Origin of the sequence: Pseudomonas sp. NBRC 111127, from assembly GCF_001320345.1 — a bacterium.
GTDB classification, from domain to species: Bacteria; Pseudomonadota; Gammaproteobacteria; order Pseudomonadales; family Pseudomonadaceae; genus Aquipseudomonas; species Aquipseudomonas juntendi.
The window spans coordinates 28,494-52,371 of sequence record NZ_BCBD01000015.1 but is presented as its reverse complement, the minus strand read 5'-3'; the positions used below and the strand labels follow the sequence as shown (position 1 = coordinate 52,371).

General features: G+C 62.4%; 21 protein-coding genes. 6 read left to right on the top strand and 15 right to left on the bottom strand.

From position 1 onward, the window contains the following. From rpoD to rpsU, 3 genes are all read right to left on the bottom strand, one after another. A partial coding sequence (gene rpoD, locus APH30_RS05035; protein WP_054911846.1) for an RNA polymerase sigma factor RpoD occupies nt 1-1,496 on the bottom strand: 1,496 nt, incomplete at its 3' end. A 67-nt stretch (nt 1,497-1,563) separates the two neighbouring features. After that, a complete protein-coding gene (gene dnaG, locus APH30_RS05030; protein WP_054911845.1) occupies nt 1,564-3,543 on the bottom strand; it encodes a DNA primase in 1,980 nt (659 codons plus the stop codon). Between the two features lie 302 nt (nt 3,544-3,845). Further along, complete coding sequence (gene rpsU, locus APH30_RS05025) at nt 3,846-4,061, bottom strand: 30S ribosomal protein S21 (protein ID WP_003255575.1); 216 nt, start codon at nt 4,059-4,061, stop codon at nt 3,846-3,848. 204 nt (nt 4,062-4,265) lie between these two features. Between rpsU and tsaD the strand changes: the two genes are divergently transcribed. Beyond that, nucleotides 4,266-5,291 (top strand): tRNA (adenosine(37)-N6)-threonylcarbamoyltransferase complex transferase subunit TsaD, encoded by a 1,026-nt coding sequence (gene tsaD / locus APH30_RS05020; protein WP_009682801.1) that lies wholly within the window; start codon nt 4,266-4,268, stop codon nt 5,289-5,291. A gap of 16 nt (nt 5,292-5,307) precedes the next feature. On the opposite strand, the gene plsY is transcribed toward tsaD, so the two are convergent. Then, nucleotides 5,308-5,877, bottom strand: coding sequence for a glycerol-3-phosphate 1-O-acyltransferase PlsY (gene plsY, locus APH30_RS05015; protein WP_009682800.1), 570 nt, complete (start codon nt 5,875-5,877; stop codon nt 5,308-5,310). A gap of 74 nt (nt 5,878-5,951) precedes the next feature. Between plsY and folB the strand changes: the two genes are divergently transcribed. After that, a complete protein-coding gene (gene folB / locus APH30_RS05010; RefSeq protein ID WP_009682799.1) occupies nt 5,952-6,308 on the top strand; it encodes a dihydroneopterin aldolase in 357 nt (118 codons plus the stop codon). Then, a complete protein-coding gene (gene folK / locus APH30_RS05005; RefSeq protein WP_054911844.1) occupies nt 6,299-6,808 on the top strand; it encodes a 2-amino-4-hydroxy-6-hydroxymethyldihydropteridine diphosphokinase in 510 nt (169 codons plus the stop codon). The genes folB and folK overlap by 10 nt, the downstream gene beginning before the upstream one ends. 278 nt (nt 6,809-7,086) lie before the next feature. Here folK and APH30_RS05000 read toward each other — a convergent pair whose 3' ends face one another. From APH30_RS05000 to APH30_RS04950, 11 genes are all read right to left on the bottom strand, one after another. Beyond that, complete coding sequence (locus tag APH30_RS05000) at nt 7,087-8,193, bottom strand: hypothetical protein (RefSeq protein ID WP_009685230.1); 1,107 nt, start codon at nt 8,191-8,193, stop codon at nt 7,087-7,089. Between the two features lie 55 nt (nt 8,194-8,248). Then, on the bottom strand, nt 8,249-9,817 hold the full coding sequence (locus APH30_RS04995) for a SpoVR family protein (RefSeq protein ID WP_009685231.1): 1,569 nt from the start codon (nt 9,815-9,817) through the stop codon (nt 8,249-8,251). Next, entirely contained in the window at nt 9,814-11,088 is a 1,275-nt protein-coding gene (locus APH30_RS04990) for a YeaH/YhbH family protein (protein ID WP_054911843.1), read from the bottom strand. The genes APH30_RS04995 and APH30_RS04990 overlap by 4 nt, the downstream gene beginning before the upstream one ends. A gap of 175 nt (nt 11,089-11,263) precedes the next feature. Beyond that, complete coding sequence (locus tag APH30_RS04985; protein ID WP_009685233.1) at nt 11,264-13,186, bottom strand: PrkA family serine protein kinase; 1,923 nt, start codon at nt 13,184-13,186, stop codon at nt 11,264-11,266. A 284-nt stretch (nt 13,187-13,470) separates the two neighbouring features. Next, nucleotides 13,471-13,803, bottom strand: a complete 333-nt coding sequence (glpE, locus tag APH30_RS04980) for a thiosulfate sulfurtransferase GlpE (RefSeq protein ID WP_009685234.1) — start codon at nt 13,801-13,803, stop codon at nt 13,471-13,473. 14 nt (nt 13,804-13,817) lie between these two features. Beyond that, complete coding sequence (locus tag APH30_RS04975; RefSeq protein WP_054911842.1) at nt 13,818-14,684, bottom strand: symmetrical bis(5'-nucleosyl)-tetraphosphatase; 867 nt, start codon at nt 14,682-14,684, stop codon at nt 13,818-13,820. Further along, nucleotides 14,684-15,064: a Co2+/Mg2+ efflux protein ApaG gene (gene apaG / locus APH30_RS04970; protein ID WP_029885942.1), complete on the bottom strand. Its 381-nt coding sequence runs from the start codon at nt 15,062-15,064 to the stop codon at nt 14,684-14,686. The genes APH30_RS04975 and apaG overlap by 1 nt, the downstream gene beginning before the upstream one ends. 206 nt (nt 15,065-15,270) lie before the next feature. Beyond that, complete coding sequence (gene rsmA, locus APH30_RS04965) at nt 15,271-16,074, bottom strand: 16S rRNA (adenine(1518)-N(6)/adenine(1519)-N(6))-dimethyltransferase RsmA (RefSeq protein ID WP_054911841.1); 804 nt, start codon at nt 16,072-16,074, stop codon at nt 15,271-15,273. Beyond that, a complete protein-coding gene (gene pdxA, locus APH30_RS04960) occupies nt 16,071-17,060 on the bottom strand; it encodes a 4-hydroxythreonine-4-phosphate dehydrogenase PdxA (RefSeq protein WP_054911840.1) in 990 nt (329 codons plus the stop codon). The genes rsmA and pdxA overlap by 4 nt, the downstream gene beginning before the upstream one ends. Continuing rightward, the gene (surA, locus tag APH30_RS04955; RefSeq protein WP_033690895.1) at nt 17,057-18,376 is read right to left on the bottom strand and encodes a peptidylprolyl isomerase SurA; all 1,320 of its coding nucleotides are present in this window, start codon (nt 18,374-18,376) and stop codon (nt 17,057-17,059) included. The genes pdxA and surA overlap by 4 nt, the downstream gene beginning before the upstream one ends. Beyond that, on the bottom strand, nt 18,357-21,164 hold the full coding sequence (locus APH30_RS04950; protein WP_054911839.1) for an LPS-assembly protein LptD: 2,808 nt from the start codon (nt 21,162-21,164) through the stop codon (nt 18,357-18,359). The genes surA and APH30_RS04950 overlap by 20 nt, the downstream gene beginning before the upstream one ends. Before the next feature lie 130 nt (nt 21,165-21,294). On the opposite strand from APH30_RS04950, the gene APH30_RS04945 reads away from it, so the two are divergent. From APH30_RS04945 to APH30_RS04935, 3 genes are read left to right on the top strand one after another with little or no spacing between them, the layout of a single operon-like run. Beyond that, complete coding sequence (locus APH30_RS04945; protein WP_054911838.1) at nt 21,295-22,314, top strand: aminoglycoside phosphotransferase family protein; 1,020 nt, start codon at nt 21,295-21,297, stop codon at nt 22,312-22,314. After that, nucleotides 22,311-22,982 carry an N-acetylmuramate alpha-1-phosphate uridylyltransferase MurU gene (murU, locus tag APH30_RS04940; protein ID WP_054911837.1) on the top strand — a complete coding sequence of 224 codons (672 nt, stop codon included), beginning with the start codon at nt 22,311-22,313 and terminating at the stop codon, nt 22,980-22,982. Before APH30_RS04945 ends, murU begins: the two co-directional genes overlap by 4 nt. 1 nt (nt 22,983) lies before the next feature. Further along, a complete protein-coding gene (locus APH30_RS04935; RefSeq protein WP_009685244.1) occupies nt 22,984-23,751 on the top strand; it encodes a TerB family tellurite resistance protein in 768 nt (255 codons plus the stop codon). Nucleotides 23,752-23,878 lie beyond the last annotated feature (127 nt).

Genomic DNA, 23,878 nt, shown 5'->3' with positions numbered 1-23,878 from the left:
TTGCGGATCTTGTCCTCAGGCATTTCCATGCGCTCACCCAGCTCTTCCGGGGTCGGTTCGCGACCCATTTCCTGCAGCATCTGCCGGGAAATACGGTTGAGCTTGTTGATCGTCTCGATCATGTGCACCGGAATACGAATGGTGCGAGCCTGGTCAGCGATCGAACGGGTGATTGCCTGGCGAATCCACCAAGTGGCGTAGGTCGAGAACTTGTAACCACGACGGTATTCGAACTTGTCCACCGCCTTCATCAAGCCGATGTTGCCTTCCTGGATCAGGTCGAGGAACTGCAGGCCACGGTTGGTGTACTTCTTGGCGATGGAGATAACCAGACGCAGGTTTGCCTCGACCATTTCTTTCTTGGCGCGGCGGGCCTTGGCTTCACCGATCGACATGCGACGGTTGATTTCCTTGATCTCGGCAACGGTCAGGCCGGTTTCGGTCTCAAGGTCGATCAGCTTTTGCTGGCAAGCGACGATGGCGGCGTCCTTTTCACCCAGGGCAGCAGCCCATTTGGTGTTGCGCTTGGCCAGGTCACCGCTCCAGGTCTGGTCGGTTTCGTTGCTTGGGAACATGCGCAGGAAGTCGGCGCGCGGCATGCGGGCGTCACGCACGCACAGCTGCATGATGGCGCGTTCTTGCTGGCGCAGACGGCTCAAGGCGTCACGCACGCGCTCGACCAGTACCTCGAACTGCTTCGGTACCAGTTTGATCGGCATGAACAGGTCAGCCAGGGCCTGCAGTGCCTCGATGCTTTCCTTGTGGTTGCGACCGTGTTTCTTCAGAACCTTGTTGGTGACCTGAAGCTGGTCGTTGACCGCACCGAAACGCTGTGCGGCGACAACGGGGTCGGGACCGCTTTCGGTCTCTTCTTCGTCGTCACTGCCTTCGCTTTCTTCGTCTTCCTCGTCCGACTCTTCCTTGGCCGCTGGGGCCTTGGCGCCGATGACCGGCACCTCGTCGGTAGGCGCTGCGATATTGTCGTCAGGGTCGATGTAACCGCTGAGAACATCGGACAGGCGGCCACCTTCGACGGTGACACGGTCATATTCGCCGAGAATGTAATCGACAGTGCCCGGGAAGTGGGCGATGGCGCCCATGACTTCACGAATGCCTTCCTCGATACGCTTGGCGATTTCGATCTCGCCTTCGCGGGTCAGCAGCTCGACCGTACCCATTTCGCGCATGTACATGCGCACCGGGTCGGTCGTGCGGCCGATATCGGTTTCAACTGCCGCCAACGCAGCAGCGGCTTCTTCGGCCGCGGCTTCGTCGGTGTCGGCTTCCGCCAACAGAAGGGCATCCGCATCCGGAGCACTCTCGAATACGTTGATCCCCATGTCGTTGATCATGCGGATGATGTCTTCCACCTGTTCCGGATCTGAAATATCCTCAGGCAGGTGGTCGTTGACCTCCGCGTAAGTCAGGTAGCCCTGCTCACGACCGCGGGTGATCAACTCTTTGATACGAGACTGCTGTTGCGCTTTTCCGGACATAACACCCTATCCACTGAAGGTCTTGGCGGGCAAAAAACAAGCCGAGGATTATACCCGAGCATGGGCCTCACGCGCCAGATGAGGTCGGCGTTTGTGCGGGAACATTCCGGCTCAGCAAGGCGAGGAGCTGGGTTTTTTCCTCGCTGGTCAATTCGCTTTGACGTGATTTCCTGAGCAGTTGTTCCAGGCTGCGCTCGCGTTGGCGGGCGGACAAGCTAGTAATGGTGTCGAAAAACTGTTGTTCAAGGTTGTCGGCCACGATCAGCCATTCCTTTTCTGCCAAGGCCCGCAGCAGGCGGCCCTGTTCGGTGCCATGCCAGCGTGCAATCAGCTGCATTGAGCTTAGCCCAGGATTTTTCTGTGCGGCTTCGATCAATGCCACCAGCAGCTGGCTGTACAGGTGCTCTTCGTCGGCGAAATGGCTGGCATCTTCCACCTTGCCCGCAAGCAGCGGGTGGTGCAGCAAGGTGCGCAGGGCCGCCAGGGTAGGTGGTTCGACCGGCGCCGGCACCCGTGGCGGCGCTTCATCGCGCTGCCAGTTTTTCCCGCCCTTGCGGTTCTTGTCCCATGGTTTGTCGCCCCACGGCTTCTTGCCGCCGCCCTTGTTGGGCTTCCAGGCCTGCTCCTGCTGGAACGGCGCCGGCTCGAACTGCGGCATGTCACCATAGTCGGGGGTATAGCTGGCCATGGCGTCGTAATCGTAGCCAGGGTCGTAGTCCGGCATGCTGCTGGGCGCGGGTGCCTGCTGGGCCAGTTGCTCGACCTGTTGAGGGTCGAGGCCGGTGATTTCTTTCAGGCGGTTGCGCATCAGCTGGCGCAGGTTGGCGCCGGGAATCTTTTCGATCAACGGTGCGGCCAGGGTCGCCATGTGGGCCTTGCCTTCCAGCGAGCGCGGGTCGGCTTCGACGCCCAGTTGCTCGAAGAAGTAGTCGGCCAGCGGCTGGGCGTGCTGGTTGATGCGGGCCATGAAGGCGTCGGTGCCTTCGGCGCGTACCAGGCTGTCTGGGTCTTCGCCTTCAGGCAGGAACAGGAAGCGCGCCCGACGGCCGTCCTGCAGGTTGGGCAGCGCCGATTCCAGCGCGCGCCATGCCGCTTTGCGCCCGGCCTGGTCGCCGTCGAAGCAGAACAGCACGCTGGGCACCACGCGGAACAGGCGCTTGAGGTGTTCTTCGCTGGTGGCCGTGCCAAGGGTGGCCACGGCATTGCGCAAGCCTTGCTGGGCGAGGGCGATGACATCCATGTAGCCCTCGACAACGATGATTTCGTCGAGGTTGCGGTTGTGCTTGCGCGCCTCGTACAACCCGTATAGTTCCTGGCCCTTGTGGAATACCGGGGTTTCCGGGGAGTTCAGGTACTTGGGTTTGTCGTCGCCGAGCACCCGGCCACCAAAGGCGATGATGCGCCCGCGGCTGTCACGGATGGGGAACATTACCCGGTCGCGGAAGCGATCGTAGCGCTTGCCGCTTTCGGCGTTCTCGATCAGCAGGCCGGCATCGATCATCACCTTCTGCTGCAGGGTATCGGCCCCTAGGTGCTTGAGCAGGTTGTCCCAGCCGGGCGGAGCGAAGCCCAGGCAGAAGTCGCGGGCAATTTCCCCGGACAGGCCGCGGCCTTTGAGGTAGTCCACCGCTGCCTTGCGGGTCGGGTGGCTGCGCAACGCCTGGCGGTAGAACTCGGAGGCTGCATCCAGCAGCGGGTATAGCGGCGAATCGGTGGGCTGGCGTGGCTTGTTGTCACGGCGCCCTTGTTCGCGGGGTACTTCCATGCCGGCGGCGCGGGCCAGCTCCTCGACGGCCTGGGGGAAATCCAGGTTGTCGTGGTCCATGACAAAGCCCAGGGCGTTGCCACCGGCGCCGCAGCCGAAGCAGTAGTAGAACTGCTTGTCGGGGCTGACCGTAAAGGAAGGGGTTTTTTCCTTGTGGAACGGGCAGCAGGCGGAGTAGTTCTTGCCGGTTTTTTTCAGCTGGACGCGCGAACTCACCACATCGACGATGTCGAGGCGGTTGATCAGGTCGTCAATGAAGCTCTGGGGAATCAGCCCGGCCATGGCAGTCTCGTCATCTGGCAACTGGCAAGTCTAATCGCTCGCGCGCCGAATGGGGCGGGTGCCGCTTGATATGGTGCGAGGAAATGTGTGCTCGCCGCCGGCCACTAGGGGCCCGTCAGTCTGACGTGCACGTCTGGTCATGGAACAGCGAAGACCAGCTCTGACGTTTCAGGCAGGTTGCCCGTATGCAGTTCGCGTGAAGCTTGTGCGGGGCCTTGGGCTGGCTGCCCAAGTGTAAAACGACCACTGCCATCGCCCGGCGTTAGCCGGGCAGGGCAGAAGCTTTGCGTTGAACGCCTGTATTAGTACAGACGAACGGCGCGGCGCTGTTCGCGCTGAACTTTCTTGGCGTGACGCTTAACAGCAGCAGCTGCTTTGCGCTTACGCTCTGCGGTCGGCTTCTCGTAAAACTCGCGGCTACGAACTTCAGCCAGTACACCGGCTTTTTCGCAGGAGCGCTTGAAACGACGCAGAGCTACGTCGAAGGGTTCGTTCTCTTTAACTTTGACGGCTGGCATCCAGGGCTACCTTAATTCATTACCGGGGTAGACGTGCTCCTGGCAAAACAAAGGTGTGCTGGAGAACGTCGGTTTTCAAGGGTTGCGGATGTTAACCCTTAGCAAGCCGGAATGCAAAGCCTCTGATCGAAAACCGCTGGTCGGCACTCGGCACGGGGACTATCATGCGCGGCTTCGAATTCAGCCCCCACAAGGGACGAGCCCATGCTAGTACTGGGATTGGAAACATCCTGCGACGAAACTGGCGTCGCATTATACGACAGCGAACGCGGTTTGTTGGCCGACGCGCTGTTCAGCCAGATCGACCTGCACCGCGTGTTTGGCGGTGTGGTGCCCGAGCTTGCCTCGCGTGACCACGTCAAGCGCATGCTGCCCCTCATCCGCCAGGTGCTGGACGAGGCGGGCTGTGTCGCCACCGAAATCGACGCCATCGCCTATACCGCCGGCCCTGGCCTGGTCGGGGCCTTGCTGGTGGGAGCGTCGTGCGCCCAGGCCCTGGCATTTGCCTGGGACATTCCGGCAATTGGCGTACACCACATGGAAGGCCACCTGCTGGCGCCCATGCTGGAGGAAAACCCGCCCGAGTTTCCGTTCGTCGCTTTGTTGGTGTCCGGCGGCCATACCCAGCTGGTTCGGGTGGATGGCATCGGCCAATACGAGCTGCTGGGCGAGAGCCTGGACGATGCCGCTGGCGAAGCCTTCGACAAGACCGCCAAGCTGATTGGCCTGAATTACCCGGGTGGCCCGGAAATCGCGCGCCTGGCCGAGCAGGGCGTGCCTGGGCGCTTTGTGTTCCCCAGGCCGATGACCGATCGCCCTGGCCTGGAATTCAGCTTCAGTGGCCTGAAGACGTTCGCCCTGAACACCTGGCAGCAGTGCAAGAATGCTGGCGACGACGGCGAGCAAACCCGTTGCGACGTGTCGCTGGCATTCCAGCAGGCCGTGGTAGAGACTTTGACCATCAAGTGCAAGCGGGCCCTCAAGCAGACGGGCCTCAAGCGCCTGGTCATCGCCGGTGGCGTAAGTGCCAACAAGGCCTTGCGCGCCTCGCTGGAAGAGATGCTGGCCGGCATGAAGGGCAACGTGTATTACGCGCGGCCGCAGTTCTGCACCGACAACGGCGCGATGATCGCCTATGCCGGCTGCCAGCGGCTGCTGGCCGGGCAGCAGCAGGGGCTGGGGATCAGCGTGCAGGCACGCTGGCCGATGGAGCAATTGCCACCGCTGTAATGGTGGGCGGCAAGGTTCAGAAGTGGCGCTCGCGCCCGGCAAACAGATCGCGCAGGTTGCTGCGGTGGCTCCAGACGATCAAGGCGGTGAGCACGGTGATCGGCAGCAGGGCTTCCGGCTCGCGCCAGGCCAGCAATGGCAAGGTCAGCGGGGTGGCGATCAGCGCGGCCAGCGAGCTGGTACGGGTGAGGTAGAAAATCAGCAGCCAGGCGCCAACCGCCAGCAGCGCGGCGGGGAAATACAGGCCCATGAGCATGCCGGCCGCCGTCGCCACGCCCTTGCCACCCTGGAAGCGGAAGTACACTGGAAACAGGTGGCCCAGCACTGCATACACGCCTACCCAGGCCTGTTCTTGCAGGTCCAGCCCGGCGAGGCGGGCGAGCAATACTGGCAGCAGGCCCTTGCACAGGTCGCCAAGCAGGGTCAGGATCGCCATTTTACGGCCTGCCAGGCGTAGCATGTTGGTAGCGCCGGCATTGCCTGAACCACTGGAACGCGGGTCCGGGCTGCCTGAGAGGCGGCTGAGAACAATGGCGAAGGACAGCGAGCCGAGCAGGTAGGCGAGCAACGCCAGTAACCAAAACATGCTAACTATTCCGGGCGAGGACGCCCTGATTCTAACGGCGCCAGTCGCCCTTGTCGTGCTGTGGAGAGAAGTGCTTGGACAGAGTGTTCATCGAAGGCCTGGAAGTCGATACCGTTATCGGTGCCTATGACTGGGAGCGGGATATTCGCCAGTGCTTGCGCCTGGACTTGAGCTTTGCCTGGGACAACCGCCCCGCGGCGGCCGGCGACGACCTGAACCTGGCCCTGGACTACGCCAGCGTTTCGGCGCGTATCCAGGCATTCGCCGAGCAGGCCCGTTTCGAGCTGGTGGAAACTTTTGCCGAGCGCCTGGTGGCTGCCTTGATGGAAGAGTTCCACATCCCGTGGGTGCGGTTGAAGCTGACCAAGCCTGGCGCGGTGCCGGCGGCCCGTGGCGGTGTTGGCGTGGAGATCGAGCGCGGATGTCTCTGAGCACGGTTTACCTGGGCCTTGGCAGCAATGTCGACCGTGAGGCGCATTTGTGTGCCGGGCTTGATGCGTTGGCCGCGATTCTCACCGACATGCGCTGCTCTCCGGCTTTCGAAAGCCAGGCGGTGGGGATCAAGAGCGGGCCATTCATCAATTTCGTGGTCAGCGGGCAAACCGCGCTGCCGTTGATCGAACTGGACCGCCGGCTGAAGTTCATCGAGGCCGACAATGGCCGTTATGCGCCTGACCGCAAAGGGTTGCCGCTGGATATCGACGTGCTGATGTATGACGACCTGCATGGCAACTTCGATGGGCTGGTACTGCCCCGGGCAGAGATCTTGAAGAACGCCTTCGTGTTATGGCCGCTGTCGCTGCTGGCGCCGGAACTGGTGCATCCGGGGGCAGGCAAGACCATGGGGCAGTTGTGGCAGGACGCGCAGATCGACCAAGTGCTGGCACCGGTTGCCTTTGAGTGGCGTGGGTTGCAGTTGACGCCGGCGTAAGCCTGTTCCGGCCTTTTCGCGGGCTTGCCCGCTCCCACAGGTGAATCGCGCAGGCTTTTCAAATTTTGAGGAAGACAGTTGCTCCTGCAAGTACGGCGGCAACTCCAAGCCAGCGCAGGCCCCTGTGGGAGCGGGCATGCCCGCGAACACCGGCGCAGCCGGTGCCAGAAACCGCGGCGCCTGCTTCGCGGGCTTGCCCGCTCCCACAGGGGCTGTGTTGCCTTCACGTTGGCGCGCTACCTATGGGAGCGGCTTTAGCCGCGAAAGGGCCGGTAGCACTAGCAGTGCCGGTAAGCCTCAAGCGCTTTCAGCCGCTGCGCTTTGAGCGCTTCGCCCAGTGCCTGGCCAGTCAGCCCAGCCTGCACAAGCGGCTTCACATCCACCGCCCGCGCCGCTGCCGCAGCGCCACGCAAGTACTCGCCCTGTGGATAACCCGCTTTGCAATTCCCCAGTGCCACCATCTCGCAGGCAGCCAGGAAATCCTCAAACCGCTGCGGGCGCCGGTACACATCGAACTTCTGCAACAGCGCCAGCAGTGACATGGCAGGCAGCTGCAGCGCCTGATCAGCCTGCACCAGGCACTCACCCGTCAGCAGGGCCAGCTCCTGGCATTCCCGCGGCGCCTTGAGGCGCTGGTTGACGGTCTTGATCGAGGCGGGGGGCAACTGGTGCAACAGGCAGGCCCAGCGCACGTGCAGGGGCTGGTGATGCGCAGCTGCTTGTTCCAGCGCAGCCAGGGCTTGGGGGGCGCTATCAAGCTCAGGCAACAGTTCCCGGAGGGCGGCGCACGCATGCAGGACCTGGAAGAACACCTGCGGCTGCGCCTCCATCAGCGCGCGCTCGATCTCCTTCCAGCTGCGCTCTGCAGTCAAGGCCTGCAATTCGCCCGAGGCACTGATCTGGCGCATCAGCTCCAGGGTTTCATCGGCCACCCGAAAGCCCAAGGGTGCATAGCGCGCAGCAAAGCGCGCCACCCGCAGCACACGCAGCGGGTCCTCAGCGAACGCTGGGGAAACGTGGCGTAACAGGCGTTGGTCCAGATCCCGCGCGCCCTGGTAAGGGTCATGAACCTGCCCGGCCTCATCCTCGGCCATGGCATTGATGGTCAGGTCGCGGCGGATCAGGTCTTCTTCCAGGGTTACGTCGGGGCTGGCATGGAAGGTGAAGCCACCGTAGCCGCGCCCGCTTTTGCGTTCGGTACGGGCCAAGGCGTATTCCTCGCCGGTTTTCGGGTGCAGGAATACCGGGAAGTCGGCGCCAACCGGGCGGTAACCCTTGGCCAGCATTTCCTCGACGCTGGCACCTACCACCAGCCAGTCGATATCGCTGACCGGTCGGCCGAGCAGGCGGTCACGTACGGCACCGCCAACCTTGTAAATGTGCATGAGCAACTCTCCATAACTGCCGACAGCATAACCCGCCGGCAGTCATGGCGTGGCTTCAGAGATGGTGAATCACCGCCAGGTCCATGCGGCCGTATTCGCCGCCGTCGCCGTGCTCGCCACGTGGCGGCATGTGGTGGGTCTTGACCACCTGCTCGCCTTGCACGGTCTCCAGGTGGATATCGAAGCCCCACAGCCGATGCAGGTGCTTGAGGACTTCGTCGGTCGAGTCGCCGAGCGGTTTGCGGTTGTGCTGCTGGTGACGCAGGGTGAGGGAGCGGTCCCCACGGCGGTCGACACTCCAGATCTGCACGTTCGGCTCACGGTTGCCCAGGTTGTACTGGGCTGCCAGCTGCTCGCGAATGAGCCGGTAACCCGACTCGTCGTGAATGGCCGGTACCAGCAGATCGTCCCGTTGGTCATCATCGAGAATGCTGAACAGCTTGAGGTCGCGCATGACCTTGGGCGACAGGTATTGCAGGATGAAACTCTCGTCCTTGAAGCTGCTCATGGCGAACTTGATGGTAGAAAGCCAATCACTGCCGGCAATGTCGGGGAACCAGTGGCGATCCTCTTCGGTTGGGTTCTCGCACATGCGGCGGATGTCGGTGTACATCGCAAAGCCCAGCGCGTAAGGGTTGATGCCGCTGTAGTACGGGCTGTCGAAACCAGGCTGGAACACCACACTGGTATGCGACTGCAGAAACTCCATCATGAAGCCTTCGGTTATCAGCCCCTCGTCGTACAAGTCGTTCATCAGGGTGTAGTGCCAGAAGGTTGCCCAGCCTTCGTTCATCACCTGGGTCTGGCGCTGCGGGTAGAAATACTGGGCTATCTTGCGCACGATGCGCACCACTTCCCGTTGCCAGGGTTCCAGCAGCGGGGCGTTCTTTTCGATGAAGTACAGGATGTTTTCCTGCGGCTCGGCGGGGAAGCGCCCTTCATCGCGGTCATTGCCCTTGTCGGCGCTTTTCGGGATGGTCCGCCACAGGTCGTTGATCTGCCGCTGCAAGTGTTCCTCGCGCTCCTGTTGCCGGCGCCGCTCCTCTTCGGCAGAAATAGGGTAGGGCCGCTTGTAGCGGTCTACGCCGTAGTTCATCAGGGCATGGCAGGAGTCGATCAGGTCTTCCACGGCGTCAATGCCGTGGCGTTCCTCGCACTGCGCGATGTACTGCTTGGCGAACACCAGGTAGTCGATGATCGAGCTGGCATCCGTCCAGGTGCGGAACAGGTAGTTGCCTTTGAAGAAGCTGTTATGCCCATAGCAGGCATGGGCGATCACCAGTGCCTGCATGCACATGGTGTTCTCTTCCATCAGGTAAGCGATGCAGGGGTCGGAGTTGATCACGATCTCGTAGGCCAGGCCCATCTGGCCACGGCTATAGGACTTTTCCGTGCTGAGGAACTGCTTGCCGTAGGACCAGTGGTGATAGCCCAGCGGCATGCCGACGGAAGCGTAGGCGTCCATCATCTGCTCGGCCGTGATCACCTCGATCTGGTTGGGGTAGGTGTCCAGGGCGTAGCGCTCGGCCAGGCGGCTGATTTCCCGGTCGTAGGTCTGGATCAGTTCGAACGTCCATTCGGACCCGGTGGAAATGGGTTGGCGTCTCTGTGCTCTGGCGGTCATGTGGCTAACCTGCGCTGGAAGAGTTCACGGAAGACCGGGTAGATGTCGCCGGCCGATACCAGCTGCTGTTGGGCAAACGTGTCGGGGAAGGCTTCGCCGATGCGTTCGTATTCGTACCACAGCGCCTGGTGCTCACGGGGGGTGATTTCGACGTAAGTGTAGTACTGCACGTGCGGCATGATCTGCTTGGCCAGGATATCGCGGCAGATTGGCGAGTCGTCGTTCCAGTTGTCGCCGTCGGACGCCTGGGCAGCATAGATGTTCCAGTCACTGGCCGGGTAGCGTTCAGCCATGATCTCCTGCATTAGCTTGAGTGCGCTGGAAACGATGGTGCCCCCGGTTTCCCGCGAGTAGAAAAATTCTTCCCCGTCCACTTCGCGGGCACTGGTGTGGTGGCGAATGAACACGACTTCGATGCGGTCGTAATTACGCTTGAGGAACAGATACAGCAGGATGAAGAAGCGCTTGGCGATGTCTTTGGTCGCCTGGGTCATCGAACCGGACACGTCCATCAGGCAGAACATCACCGCCTTTGAACTGGGGTTGGGTTGCTTGACCAGCAGGTTGTACTTGAGGTCGAAGGTGTCGAGAAACGGCAGGCGGTTGATGCGTGCCTTGAGGCGCTCGATTTCCTGTTCGATTTCCTGGATATCGGTGAAATTGTCCGGTTCCTCTACGCGCAGGCGCGCCAGCTCTTTTTGTGCTTCGCGCAGCAGGGCACGGCTGCTGCCGGTCAGGGCGATACGCCGGGCGTGGGCCGAGCGCAGGGTGCGCACGATGTTGATGCGCGACGGGTTGCCTTCGTTGGCGATACCGGCGCGCACAGTTTTGAAGGTGTCGGCACCGGTCAGGTGGCGTTTGACCAGGTTGGGCAATTCGAGGTCTTCGAACATGAATTCGAGGAACTCTTCCTGGGTGATCTGAAAGACGAATTCGTCCATGCCTTCGCCGGAGTTGCCGGCCTTGCCACGGCCGCCGCCACCCCCGCCGCCGCCTTGCGGCCTGGGTATGTGTTCACCGGCAGTGAACTCCTTGTTGCCGGGGTGCACGATGGTCTGTTTGCCCCCGCGGCCATGGTGCAGCACCGGTTCGTCGATATCACGCCCGGGAATGCTGATCTGCTCGCCGTGTTCCATGTCCATGATGGAGCGGCGGCTTACCGCTTCTTCGACGGCCTTCTTGATGTGTTCGCGGTACCGCCGCAGGAAGCGCTGGCGGTTGACCGTGCTCTTGTTCTTGCCGTTCAGGCGGCGGTCTATAACGTAGCTCATGGTCCCTCCGGTAGCTGGAGCAGCTGCAAGCCACAAGCCCTGGACGCCAAGCGGTAAGCTTCAAGCTGCAAGTAAAAGCAGCCATCGCTGCCGCAGATGCAGGCGCCTGGCATGCGCCGGCGCCAGCCAGCTTGTGGCTTGCAGCTTGTAGCTTGGCACTAGGCGGCTTGCCGCTTTATTGCGATTTCCTGACCCGCAGGTACCACTCCGACAGCAGGCGCACCTGCTTGTCGGTATAACCACGCTCCACCATTCGGGTGACGAAGTCGTTGTGTTTCTTCTGGTCCTCTTTGCTGGCTTTGGCATTGAAGCTGATGACCGGCAGCAGGTCTTCGGTGTTGGAGAACATTTTCTTCTCGATCACCACCCGCAGTTTTTCGTAGCTCAGCCAGCTTGGGTTCTTGCCATTGTTGTTGGCGCGTGCGCGCAGCACGAAGTTGACGATCTCGTTGCGGAAGTCTTTCGGGTTGCTGATGCCGGCCGGCTTCTCGATTTTCTCCAGCTCTTCGTTGAGCGCGATGCGGTTGAGGATCTCGCCGGTTTCCGGGTCGCGGTATTCCTGGTCCTGGATCCAGAAGTCGGCGTACAGCACATAGCGGTCGAAGATGTTCTGGCCGTATTCGCTGTAGGACTCCAGGTACGCTGTCTGGATTTCCTTGCCGATGAACTCGATGTAGCGCGGTGCCAGGTACTCCTTCAGGTAGCGCAGGTAGCGTTCGCGCACTTCTGCAGGGAACTGTTCCTGTTCGATCTGCTGCTCCAGCACATACAACAGGTGCACGGGGTTGGCGGCAATTTCGTGTGGGTCGAAGTTGAACACCTTGGACAGGATCTTGAACGCGAAGCGGGTCGACAGGCCATTCATGCCCTCGTCGACGCCGGCCGAGTCGCGGTATTCCTGAATCGACTTGGCCTTCGGATCGGTGTCCTTGAGGTTTTCACCGTCGTACACGCGCATTTTCGAATAGATATTGGAGTTTTCAGGCTCTTTGAGCCGCGACAGCACCGTGAATTGCGCCAGCATTTTCAGCGTGTCCGGTGCGCAATGGGCCTTGGACAGCGAACTGTTGACCAGCAACTTGTCGTAGATCCTGATTTCGTCGCTGACGCGCAGGCAGTACGGCACTTTGACGATGTAGATCCGGTCGATGAACGCTTCGTTGTTCTTGTTGTTACGGAAGGTGTGCCACTCCGATTCGTTGGAGTGGGCCAGCAGGATGCCGGTGTACGGGATGGCCCCGAGGCCTTCGGTACTGTTGTAGTTACCTTCCTGGGTGGCGGTGAGCAAGGGGTGCAGGACCTTGATCGGCGCCTTGAACATTTCCACGAATTCCATCAGGCCCTGGTTGGCCCGGCACAGTGCACCCGAGTAGCTGTAGGCGTCGGCGTCGTTCTGTGGGTATTCCTCGAGCTTGCGAATGTCGACCTTGCCGACCAGGGCAGAGATGTCCTGGTTGTTTTCATCGCCCGGTTCGGTCTTGGCGATGGCGATCTGGTTGAGGATGGAAGGGTAGAGCTTGACCACTTTGAATTTGGAAATATCGCCGCCGAACTCCTGCAGCCGCTTGGTTGCCCAGGGCGACATGATGGTGTTGAGGTAGCGCCGCGGGATGCCGAACTCTTCCTCGAGAATGGCCCCGTCTTCGGTGGCGTTGAACAGGCCCAATGGCGATTCGAACACCGGTGAGCCCTTGATGGCGTAGAACGGTACGCGCTCCATCAGCTGCTTGAGTTTTTCCGCCAGCGACGATTTACCGCCACCTACCGGGCCCAGCAGGTAGAGGATCTGTTTCTTTTCCTCCAGGCCTTGGGCGGCGTGGCGGAAGTAGGACACGATCTGGTCGATGCACTCTTCCATGCCATGGAAGTCGGCAAAGGCTGGATAGCGGCGGATCACCTTGTTGGAAAAAATGCGCGACAGCCTGGAGTTGGTAGAGGTGTCGATCAGCTCTGGCTCACCGATGGCCAGCAACAGCCGTTCGGCCGCCGATGCGTAGGCACTGCGATCCTCTTTGCACAGCTCGAGGTACTCCTGCAGCGAGAGTTCTTCCTGGCGCGTTGACTCGAAACGTTGTTGGAAGTGGCTAAAAATACTCATGACGTCACCTCGCTCGATACGTGGAGACGACGCCGGATCAGTCAGCTGATGCTGGCAAGCAACCGGGTTCGCCAGTTGCTCTATACCCCCCAGAACACCCTGTTACGCTACCGATGACCCGCACGCCGGTGTACCGGCTCTCCCCTTTTTTGGATGGCCTGAGCTTAAGCGTAGTTGGTTATCTGCAAGGTCAAGGGGCGAGGAGCGCAGAAGTTACGAACGACCGTTCGTCAGGTAAGCCGCAAGCCCGCGCAGGGCGCGGGCTGCAGTAAAAATGAAAATATTTATTCGGCAGCGCCTTGGGCTGTCTCGGCCGGGTAGGTGGTACGCCACAGTTCAAAACCACCGTCGACGCTGTACACGTCGGAGAAGCCCTGGCCTACCAGGTAGGCGGCAGCGCTCTGGCTGGAGTTGCCGTGGTAGCAGACCACCAGGGTGGGGGCGTCGAGGTCGGCATTGCGGATGAACTCGGCGACCGAATGGTTATCCAGATGCCGGGCGCCGGTAATGTGGCCGGCAGCAAAGGCTTGCGAGTCACGGATATCGACCACGACCGCACCTTCTTGCTTGCGAAGCTCCAAGGCCTGCTCGGGAGGGATGCGCTTGAATTCGCTCATGGGTACTACTTCCTTCAGGTGTGGTCATTGAGTGTAGTGGGTTGTGCCGGCTGGCGCAGGGTGCCGTCGGCGGCGCAGTCGCAGCGGTGGTATTGGCCGCTGTCGAGGTTGTACAGGGTCATGGCGCCGCCCCACACGCAGCCGGTGTCCAGGGCGATGACGTCAGGCTGGTCGACGCGCCCTTCAAGGGCGGCCCAGTGGCCGAAGATGATCTTCACGTGCCGCGAGCGGCGGTCCTTGTGGGCAAACCAGGGTTTGTAGCCTTTGGGCGCGGTGCCCAGGCCTTCCTTGCTTTTCAGGTCGAGTTTGCCTTCTGCGGTGCAGAAGCGCATGCGCGTGAAGTAGTTGGTGATGACCCGCAGGCGCTCGATACCGGTGAGGTTCTTGCTCCACTTGTTCGGCTCGTTGCCGTACATGCCATCCAAGTACAACTTCAGGCGAGTGTCATCGCGCAGCACCTGTTCCACCTCGTCTGCCAGCTTCAGGGCTTGCCCGAGCGTCCACTGCGGCGGGATGCCGGCATGAACCATGGCAACGCCCCGCGCCTCATCGTAGTGCAGCAGCTTTTGCTGGCGCAGCCAGTCGAACAACTTGTCCGCATCTGGCGCTTCGATGATCTCGCGCAAGGTGTCGCTTTTCTTCAGGCGCTCGACGTTGTGCCAGGCGGCCAGCAGGTGCAGGTCGTGGTTGCCCAGCACGCAGACCAGGGACTGGCGCATGGAGTACAGGAAGCGCAGCGTTTGCAGTGACTCGGGGCCGCGGTTGACCAGGTCGCCCACCAGCCATAGGCGGTCCACGGCGGGATCGAAGCGTACGCGTTCGAGCAGGCATTTGAGTGGCTGCAGGCAGCCCTGCAGGTCGCCGACGGCGTAAGTGGCCATCAGTGCAGGGCCCCGGGCACCGCCAGGCGAAACGGGGCGATCTCGGCATCGAAACGTTTACCGTCTTCGGCAAACATCTGGTAGCTGCCCTGCATGGTGCCTACGCGGGTGCTGATGACAGCCCCGCTGCTGTAGGTGTGGCTCTGGCCCGGCTCGATATTGGGCTGCTGGCCGACCACCCCGGCGCCGCGCACTTCTTCGACCTTGCCGTCACCGTTGGTGATCAGCCAGTGGCGCGACAGCAGTTTGGCTTTCAGCGAGCCGTTGTTCTGCACAGTGATGGTGTAGGCGAAAGCGAAACGACTGTTTTCTGGGTCGGATTGCTCTTTGAGGTAGCGGGTCACGACGCTGACGTCGATTTGATAGCGGGGGTCGGACATGCAAGGGCCTTGGGCGAACTGACGCAATAATGCAGTCTAGGCCATTGGCGGGGGGGAGGGCCAGCGGTGGAAGGGCTGGGGGTTTTGTGTTGTCTGGGCTGGCCTCTTCGCGGGCACGCCCGCTCTCACAGAATTCCACCCCATTTGGAAGGGGTGATGTACCTGTGGGAGCGGGCATGCCCGCGAAGAGGCCGGATCAGGTCGGATCAGGCTCTGGGCTGATCGGCCAACTGATCGGCCAGGCGCACGAAGGCGGCCAGGTCCAGTTGCTCCGGGCGCAGGCTGCCATCCACGCCGGCAGCTTCGATGGCCGCGCTGTCGAGCAGGCCCTTCATGGTGTTGCGCAGTGTCTTGCGGCGCTGGTTGAACGCGTCACGCACCACCCGCTCCAGCAGTTGTGCATCTTTGGCCGGGTGAGGCAGCACTTCGTGCGGCACCAGCCGCACGATGGCCGAATCCACTTTCGGTGGCGGGTTGAACGCCCCAGGGCCAACGTTGAACAGGTGTTCCACGCGGCAGTGGTACTGCACCATGATCGACAACCGCCCCCAATCACCACCGCCAGGGCCGGCGGCCATGCGCTCGACCACTTCCTTCTGCAGCATGAAGTGCATGTCGCGGATCAGCCCGGCATGGCTGAGCAGGTGGAAGATCAGCGGCGTGGAGATGTTATAGGGCAGGTTACCCACCACCTTGAGGCTGCGCGGCGGGACGCCCAGCTGGTTGAAGTCGAACTTCAGGGCGTCGCCCTGGTGCAGGCGGAAATTGCTGCGGTCAGCGAACTTGTGCTGCAGGATCGGCACCAGGTCCTTGTCCAGCTCGACCACGTCCAGTTGCGCGCCGCTGCCCAGCAGGCCCTCGGTCAGGGCGCCCTGGCCCGGGCCGATTTCCAGCAGGTGTTCGCCAGGCTTGGCGTGGATAGCGCGCAGGATACGGTCGATGATGCCGGCGTCGTGCAGGAAGTTCTGGCCGAAGCGCTTGCGCGCCCGGTGTTGGTATTGCTCGTTCATGGTCGGTTCTCGGCCATCTGGTAGGCGGTTTCCAGCGCGACGCGCAGGCTGCCGGTGTCGACCTTGCCGCTGCCGGCCAGGTCCAGGGCGGTGCCGTGGTCAACCGAGGTACGGATGATCGGCAGGCCCAAGGTCACGTTCACGGCCGCACCAAAACCCTTGTACTTGAGTACGGGCAGGCCTTGGTCGTGGTACATCGCCAGCACCGCGTCGCAGTGCTCCAGATATTTGGGGGTAAACAGGGTATCGGCCGGCAGCGGCCCGCGCAGGTCCATGCCTTCGGCGCGCAGGCGGGCCAGGGTCGGCTCGATGATGTCGATTTCTTCGCGGCCCAGGTGGCCGCCTTCACCGGCATGCGGGTTGAGGCCGCACACCAGGATGCGTGGGGCGGTGATGCCGAACTTGTCGCGCATGTCTGCATGCAGGATGCGGGTAACCCGCTCGACCCGCTCGGCAGTGATGGCGTCGGCGATGTCCCGCAGCGGCAGGTGGGTGGTAACCAGGGCCACGCGCAGGCCGCGGGTAGCCAGCATCATCACCACTTGTGCGGTTTGGGTCAGTTCGGCGAGGAATTCGGTGTGCCCGGAAAAGGCGATGCCGCTCTCGTTGATCACCCCCTTGTGCACGGGGGCGGTGATCATCCCGGCGAAGTGCCCGTCCAGGCAGCCCTGGCCAGCACGGGTCAGGGTTTGCAGCACGAACGCGGCGTTGGCCGTGTCGAGCTGGCCCGGTGTTACCGGGGCCGCCAGCGGTGTATCCCAGACATACAGGCTGCCCGCTGGCGCTGGCTGCTCGGGCCAGTGGCCCGGGGCAACCGGCAACAGGTCGACAGCCAGCCCCAGCTGGGTGGCCCGCTCGGCGAGCAGGTCACGGCTGGTGATGGCAATCAGGGGGTGGGGCTGGGCGTCTGCGGCGAGCAGCAGGCACAGGTCAGGACCTATGCCGGCCGGCTCGCCGGGGGTGACGGCGAAGCGCAGGGGCTTCACTGGGCGGCCTGGTCGGCGCCAGGCAGCTTGATTTCAACGTAGGCTTCGTCGCGAATCTGGCGCAGCCAGGTTTGCAGCTCTTCGTCGTATTTGCGATTACGCAGCACGTTCAGGGCCTGTTGCTCACGCGCCTGCTCGGTGCTGTCGGTGGCCCGACGGCCCAGTACTTCCAGCACGTGCCAGCCATACTGGGTTTTGAAAGGCTTGGTCACGACGCCTTGCTGGGCGTTGGCCATCTGCTCGCGGAACTCCGGCACCAGGCTGTTCGGGTCGACCCAGTTGAGGTCACCGCCGTTGAGCGCTGAGCCCGGGTCTTCCGAGTAGCTTTTCGCCAGTTCGGCGAAGTCTTCGCCGTTCTTGATGCGTTCGTACAGGCGCTCGGCCAGCTGCTCGGTGGCCGCGTCGCTGCGGATCTCGCTTGGCTTGATCAGGATGTGGCGCACGTGCACTTCGTCGCGCAGCACGTTCTCGCTGCCGCCACGCTTCTCTTCCAGCTTGAGGATGATGAAGCCGTTGGGGATGCGGATCGGCTGGGTGATTTCACCCACCGGCATACTGCTGAGCATCTTGGCGAAGTCTGGTGGCAGCTGGGCCGCTTTACGCCAACCCATCTCGCCGCCTTCCAGGGCGTTTTCGCTGGCGGAACGGGCGATGGCCAGTTGGCCGAAGTCCGCGCCTTGCTTGAGCTGCTGGTACACCTCGCCCACCTGGCGTGCAGCCTTCTGGATGTCTGCCGAGTTGGCGGCTTCCGGGGTGGGGATCAGGATGTTGGCCAGGCGGTACTCTTCCGACATCTGCATCTTGCCCATGTCGGAGTTGAGGAAGTTCTTCACTTCCTGCTCCGACACCTGGATGCGCTCGGCCACGCGGCGTTGGCGCACGCGGCTGATGATCATCTCGCGCTTGACCTGGTCGCGGGCGTCGTCGAACGACAGGCCGTCATGGGCCAACGCTGCGCGGAACTGGTCCAGCGACATGCCGTTGCGCTGGGCAATGGTGCCGATGGCCTGGTTCAGTTCTTCGTCGGTGATGCGAATGCCGGAGCGTTCGCCAATCTGCAGTTGCAGGTTTTCGACGATCAGGCGTTCCAGTACCTGCTGTTCCAGGGCGCCGGCGGGCGGCACGCTGCCGCCGCGCTTGGCGATGGTTTGCTGAACCTCATGCACGCGCTGGTCCAGCTGGCTTTGCATGACCACGTCGTTGTCGACGATGGCCACCACGCGATCAAGCGGCTGTACCGCGGCATGCACCGCGCCACTCAGCAAAGCGACGCCCAGCAGCACTGGGCGCAGTCGATCAATAAGCTTGGTCTTCACGTTCACGGTAACCTTGAATGCCTTGGTCGAGGAAAGATTCGACCTTGTTGCCAACTACACCACCGAGGCCTTTCAGGACGATCTGAAGGAAGACACCGTGGTCGCCTTTTTCGTTCTGCGGAAGGGCCTGGCTGAAATCGTCGTAGTCGATCCAGTACCGGTTGACCAGGCGCAGCTTCCAGCAGCAGTTGTCGTATTCGAAACCACCCATGGCTTCCAGGGTGCGGTTGCGGTTGTAGTCATGCTGCCAGCGGGCAATCACGCTCCACTGTGGCACGATCGGCCAGATGACCGAGAAATCGTGCTGCTGGATCTTGTAGTAATCCTTGATGTAGTTCGGATCGCCTGGGGTGCCATAGTCACCGCCGCCCACCTTCCAGGTACCCGTTGTCGAGTCGTAGGCGATGGTATCGTTACGGTAGCGGTAGCCGAGGTTGACGATCTTGTTCGGGTTGTCTTCAGGCTGGTAGTGGAACATCGCACTGCCCGAGCGGGTGCTGCGGCTGTCCGGGTCCCAGTTGAAGTCCGAATTGAAGCGCCAGTCGCGGTTGAAGTAGTAGTTATACACCAGGGCGTATGGCGACACGTCGGACTGCGAGTCTTTGCGGGTGCGGTAGTCGATACCCGGCAACTGTACCTTGCGGTCTTTGAAGTAGTAGGCCTGGCCGATGCTGAAGTTCTGGCGCTCGAAGCCGTTGTCTTCGATCCAGCGGGTGGTGACACCCAGCGACAGCTTGTTCTCGTCGCCGATGCGGTCGGTGCCGCTGAAGCGGTTGTCGCGGAACAGCGAATCGTAGCTGAACAGGGTTTCGCCAGTATCGAACAGCGGGATGTCCTTCTGGTCCTTGTACGGGACGTACAGGTAGAACATGCGCGGTTCGAGGGTTTGACGGTAGTTGTTGCCGAACAGCGAGGTATTGCGGTCAAAGTACAGGCCGCTGTCGACGCTGAAGATCGGTACATCGCGGCTTACGGAGCTGTCGTAGCTGCCGTAGGCGGCTGGATTTGCAGCTTCCAGGGCGATTGCATCGGCCTTGCCTTTGCTGTCGAGGTCCAGGTCGTACTGGGTGTAGGCATATTTCAGCTTGGGCGTCAGGAACCCATAGCTGGCCGTCATCGGGTAGCTGATGGACGGCGCCACATTCAAGCGGGTGCCGTTGGCCCGCTCGATACCTTGGATGTTCTGATCAAGGCGACGACCTGCTGCCCCGGCCGAGAAGTCCGGGTTGCCGTCTTTGTCGCGGACAAAGTCATTCTTCAGGTCACGTTCAAAGCGTACCGCTTCGGTCTCGTAACCCAGGTTCAGGCCGCCTGGCTGGAATGGCAGGGTACCGTTGAGGGTCAGCTGCGGCAGGCGGTCATACGGCGTGATCTGCGAAATGGTCGCCATTTCGTAGGCATGCACGTTCAGGCGCGCGGTGTAGCTGTCGCCACGGTAGGTCAGCGCGCCCTGCTGGTTCAGCACGTCGCGGCTTTCCACGCCGATCTGGTCGGACTCCAGGTCCTGGAAGTAGAACGGGTCGCTGATGTCGGTGTAGTCCACCTCGGTCATCAGGCGTTCGTCCAGGCCACCCTTGTGCTGCCAGTTGACCATCCAGCGCTGGTCTTTGTAGTCCGTCTGGTCTTTGCGGTCGTCGTTCTTGTCGTTCAGGTACGCGCCGCCGAACTGGCCTTCGCTGGACTTGGTCAGGTAGCGGAATTCGCCTTCCATCAGCAAGCCGCGCTTGGTCATGTAGCGCGGGTACAACGTGGCGTCGTAGTTCGGCGCCAGGTTGAAGTAGTACGGCGTGACCAGCATGAAGCCGGTGTCGCTGCTGCTGCTGAACGAAGGTGGCAGGAAGCCGGACTGGCGGCGATCGTCAATCGGGAAGTAGATGTACGGTGTGTAGAACACCGGGAAATCCTTGACCCGCAGAGTGACGTTGGTCGCGGTGCCGAAGCCGGTGGCCGGGTTCAGGGTGATGTTGTTGCCCTTCAGCTGCCAGGCGTTGCTGCCCGGTTCGCAGGTGGTGTACGTACCGTCCTTGAGGCGGATGATGGCGTTTTCGCCACGCTTGGCGTACAGGGCGCTACCGCGGATATGCGACTTGTGCATCACGTATTCGGCGTTGTCGACCTGGGCTTCGCCCGTGTCGAGCTGAATCTGTGCCTGGTCACCGACTACCAGCGAGCCGTTGTCACGGATCTTGACGTTGCCTTTGAGCTCGCCACGGTTTTCGGCCTGGTACAGGTTGGCCTCGTCCGCTTCGGCCTGCATGCTGCCCTGGCGCATGACCACGTCACCGGCGAGGGTAGCGATCTGCTGCTCCTGCTGGTACTTGGACACCTTGGCATTGATGTAGGTCGGCGACTCGTCCTTGGGCGTGGTGTCGGCCATGCCTGGGCGAGTTGGCTCGATGTAGGCGCCACCGCAGTACGGGCCGGTTTCGGCCAGCTGTGCAGCAGTGAGCTTTTCACGCGGCACCCAGTCGAGGTGGCTGTAGTCTTCGCTGCGCGACTTCAGGCCGCGGCCTTTGGCCTCGGTGACCAGCACCGGCCGGTCCGCAGTTTCGCCTTCGCTCGCGGCTTCGGTGCCGCCGCTGACGGCGGCACCTTCGTGCACTGGGCGTGGCGGCAGGTTGCTGGCTGGGGTCTTGGGCTTGCAGTCCCAGCCGCCGGCGGCGGACACTTGGCAGTCAAACTGCTCGGCTGCCACCACGTACGATGTGGCCAGAGGTTGCAGGGCCAGCAGACCGCCGGTGACCAGCAACGGAAACTTTCTACGAAACGCGGGGGATTTCAATGCCATCTTATTAGTCCGGGCTTCCTGCGTGCCATCTGCCCGCGTGTGGGGCCGCACGCCTCTCGATGGTCTGAAAAAGATGCTGGATAATAAAGCATGACCCGCTTGACGGCTAGGGCCGTCGGAGACCCTTGTAATGCCTGAACACGATGTACGCCTGCAACAGCTGACGGTCTGGCTCGCCGAGCAGCTCGATGAACTTTTCCGCAGCAAGGCTTGGGGCGAGGTGCCCGAAGGCCGCCTGACCGCGGCCAGCAGCGATGCCAGCTTCCGCCGTTACTTCCGCTGGCAGGGGGCTGGGCGCAGCCTCGTGGTCATGGACGCGCCCCCGCCACAGGAGAACTGCCGACCGTTCGTCGCCATCGACCACCTGCTGGCCGGTGCCGGTGTGAATGTGCCGCAGATCCACGCCCAGGACCTGGAGCGCGGGTTCCTGCTGCTGGGTGACCTGGGGCACCAGACATACCTGGATATCATTGATGCCGATAATGCCGACAGCCTGTTCGCCGACGCCATCGAGGCGTTGCTGAAGTTCCAGTGCCTGCCGATGGACGCCCAGTTGCCCAGCTACGACGACGCCCTGCTGCGCCGCGAGGTTGAACTGTTCCCCGAATGGTACGTAGGGCGCGAGCTTGGCCTGGCCCTCAACGACAGCCAGAAAGCTGCCTGGCAGCGCGTTAGCCAACTGTTGATCGACAGCGCCCTGGCCCAGCCGAAAGTGCTGGTGCACCGCGACTACATGCCGCGCAACCTGATGCAGAGCACCCCAAACCCTGGCGTGCTCGACTTCCAGGATGCGGTGTACGGCCCGGTCACCTACGACATTACCTGCCTGTTCAAGGATGCCTTCCTCAGCTGGCCACAGGCGCGCGTCGAAGGCTGGTTGCGTGCCTACTGGCAGCAGGCACTGACGGCCGGTATCCCGGTTCATGCTGAGTTCGAGGCGTTCCAGCGTGCCAGCGACCTGATGGGCGTGCAGCGCCATTTGAAGGTGATTGGCATTTTTGCCCGTATCTGCCACCGCGACGGCAAGCCGCGCTACCTGGGGGACGTGCCGCGTTTCTTCGCCTATATAGAAGAAGTGATCGGTCGCCGGCCCGAATTAGCGGAGCTGGGTGAGCTGATTGCCGAGCTGCAAGCCGGAGCGCGTGCATGAAGGCAATGATCCTGGCGGCGGGGAAGGGTGAACGCATGCGCCCGCTGACGCTGCATACCCCCAAACCGTTGGTTCCGGTCGCCGGCCAGCCGCTGATCGAGTACCACCTGCGTGCGCTGGCGGCTGCGGGTGTCCGCGAAGTGGTGATCAACCATGCCTGGCTCGGCCAGCAGATCGAAGAGCACCTGGGCGATGGCGGCCGCTTCGGCCTGCGCATTTGCTACTCGCCGGAGGGTGAGCCGCTGGAAACCGGCGGCGGCATCTTCAAGGCGCTGCCTTTGCTGGGCGACGATCCCTTCCTACTGGTGAACGGCGATGTCTGGACCGACTACGACTTCACCCGCCTGCAGGCCCCGCTGCAAGGCCTGGCGCACCTGGTGCTGGTCGATAACCCTGGCCACCATGGCCGTGGCGACTTCCGCCTGGCGGGCGGGCAGGTGGTCGATGGCGACGACGCGCCGGGTACGCTGACGTTCAGTGGTATCTCGGTCCTGCACCCGGCGCTGTTCGCGGGTTGCCAGGCTGGTGCCTTCAAACTGGCGCCGTTGTTGCGTCAGGCCATGGCGGCTGGCCGGGTCACGGGCGAGCACTACCGCGGGCACTGGGTGGACGTCGGTACGCTCGAGCGCCTGGCCGAGGCCGAGCGGCTGATCGGCGAGCGCGCCTGACATGTGGTGGCCAGGCACACTGATTGGCGCTGGCGCGGGCTTTGCCGTGGCCAACATCCCCGGGGCGCTGTTGGGGCTGCTGCTCGGCCAGGCCCTCGACCGCCGCTTGCGCCTGCAGGGCTGGGATGACATGCGCGACCGCCTGAGCGGGCGTCCGGCGCTGGCTGACGATGAGTTGCTGTTCGTGATGCTGGGGCGCCTGGCCAAGAGCGATGGCCGGGTGGCCGAGCAGCATATCCAGCAGGCGCGCCAGGAAATGTCGCGGCTGGACCTGGCGGAGCCGGCCCGCTTGCGCGCCATCAAGGCGTTCAACCGTGGCAAGGCCGGCAAGGACCGGCTTGGCGGCCACTTGCGGCGGATTCGCGAACAGCCGCATGCGGCCGAAGGCACCTTGCGCGCCTGTTGGCGCATGGTCTGGGCCGACGGCAAGATGGGCAACAAGGAGCGTGAGCTGCTGCTGGACTGGGGGCAGAAGCTGGGCCTGAGCCGGCGCCAGGTGCAGGCCATGTCGGTGGAATACGAGCCGCGCAGGGCTGCCCGGCCGGAAGGGTTGGCCATGACCTATGCGGCGGCGTTGCGCTTGCTGGCGGTAGAGGCGGACACCGAAGCTGACAAGGTCAAGCAGGCGTATCGCCGGCTGGTCAGCCGGCATCACCCGGACAAGCTGGCAGGCACCGGCGCCAGCGAGGCACAGGTGCGTGAAGCGACCGAGCGCACGCGGGAGTTGCACCAGGCCTATGCCATGATCCGCAAGCGGCGGGGCCTTTGAGGGCCTCATCGCCGGCAAGCCAGCCCTCATAGAACAATGCATAACTTATTGATTTAGCTGGGTCCTTGTGGGAGCGGTCATTTCGAACCGCCGCGAACACCGGCGTAGCCGGTGCCAGCCACCGCGC

Excerpts from the sequence above, each read along its gene's own strand:
- APH30_RS04985 (WP_009685233.1), bottom strand. The coding sequence starts at position 13,186 with ATGAGTATTTTTAGCCACTTCCAACAACGTTTCGAGTCAACGCGCCAG.
- APH30_RS04990 (WP_054911843.1), bottom strand. The coding sequence starts at position 11,088 with ATGAGCTACGTTATAGACCGCCGCCTGAACGGCAAGAACAAGAGCACG.
- APH30_RS04995 (WP_009685231.1), bottom strand. The coding sequence starts at position 9,817 with ATGACCGCCAGAGCACAGAGACGCCAACCCATTTCCACCGGGTCCGAA.
- dnaG (WP_054911845.1), bottom strand. The coding sequence starts at position 3,543 with ATGGCCGGGCTGATTCCCCAGAGCTTCATTGACGACCTGATCAACCGC.
- APH30_RS04950 (WP_054911839.1), bottom strand. The coding sequence starts at position 21,164 with ATGGCATTGAAATCCCCCGCGTTTCGTAGAAAGTTTCCGTTGCTGGTC.
- folK (WP_054911844.1), top strand. The coding sequence starts at position 6,299 with ATGTCTCTGAGCACGGTTTACCTGGGCCTTGGCAGCAATGTCGACCGT.
- murU (WP_054911837.1), top strand. The coding sequence starts at position 22,311 with ATGAAGGCAATGATCCTGGCGGCGGGGAAGGGTGAACGCATGCGCCCG.
- rsmA (WP_054911841.1), bottom strand. The coding sequence starts at position 16,074 with ATGAACGAGCAATACCAACACCGGGCGCGCAAGCGCTTCGGCCAGAAC.
- glpE (WP_009685234.1), bottom strand. The coding sequence starts at position 13,803 with ATGAGCGAATTCAAGCGCATCCCTCCCGAGCAGGCCTTGGAGCTTCGC.
- apaG (WP_029885942.1), bottom strand. The coding sequence starts at position 15,064 with ATGTCCGACCCCCGCTATCAAATCGACGTCAGCGTCGTGACCCGCTAC.
- plsY (WP_009682800.1), bottom strand. The coding sequence starts at position 5,877 with ATGTTTTGGTTACTGGCGTTGCTCGCCTACCTGCTCGGCTCGCTGTCC.
- APH30_RS05000 (WP_009685230.1), bottom strand. The coding sequence starts at position 8,193 with ATGCACATTTACAAGGTTGGCGGTGCCGTACGTGACCGCCTGCTCGGC.
- APH30_RS04945 (WP_054911838.1), top strand. The coding sequence starts at position 21,295 with ATGCCTGAACACGATGTACGCCTGCAACAGCTGACGGTCTGGCTCGCC.
- tsaD (WP_009682801.1), top strand. The coding sequence starts at position 4,266 with ATGCTAGTACTGGGATTGGAAACATCCTGCGACGAAACTGGCGTCGCA.
- APH30_RS04935 (WP_009685244.1), top strand. The coding sequence starts at position 22,984 with ATGTGGTGGCCAGGCACACTGATTGGCGCTGGCGCGGGCTTTGCCGTG.
- APH30_RS04975 (WP_054911842.1), bottom strand. The coding sequence starts at position 14,684 with ATGGCCACTTACGCCGTCGGCGACCTGCAGGGCTGCCTGCAGCCACTC.
- rpsU (WP_003255575.1), bottom strand. The coding sequence starts at position 4,061 with ATGCCAGCCGTCAAAGTTAAAGAGAACGAACCCTTCGACGTAGCTCTG.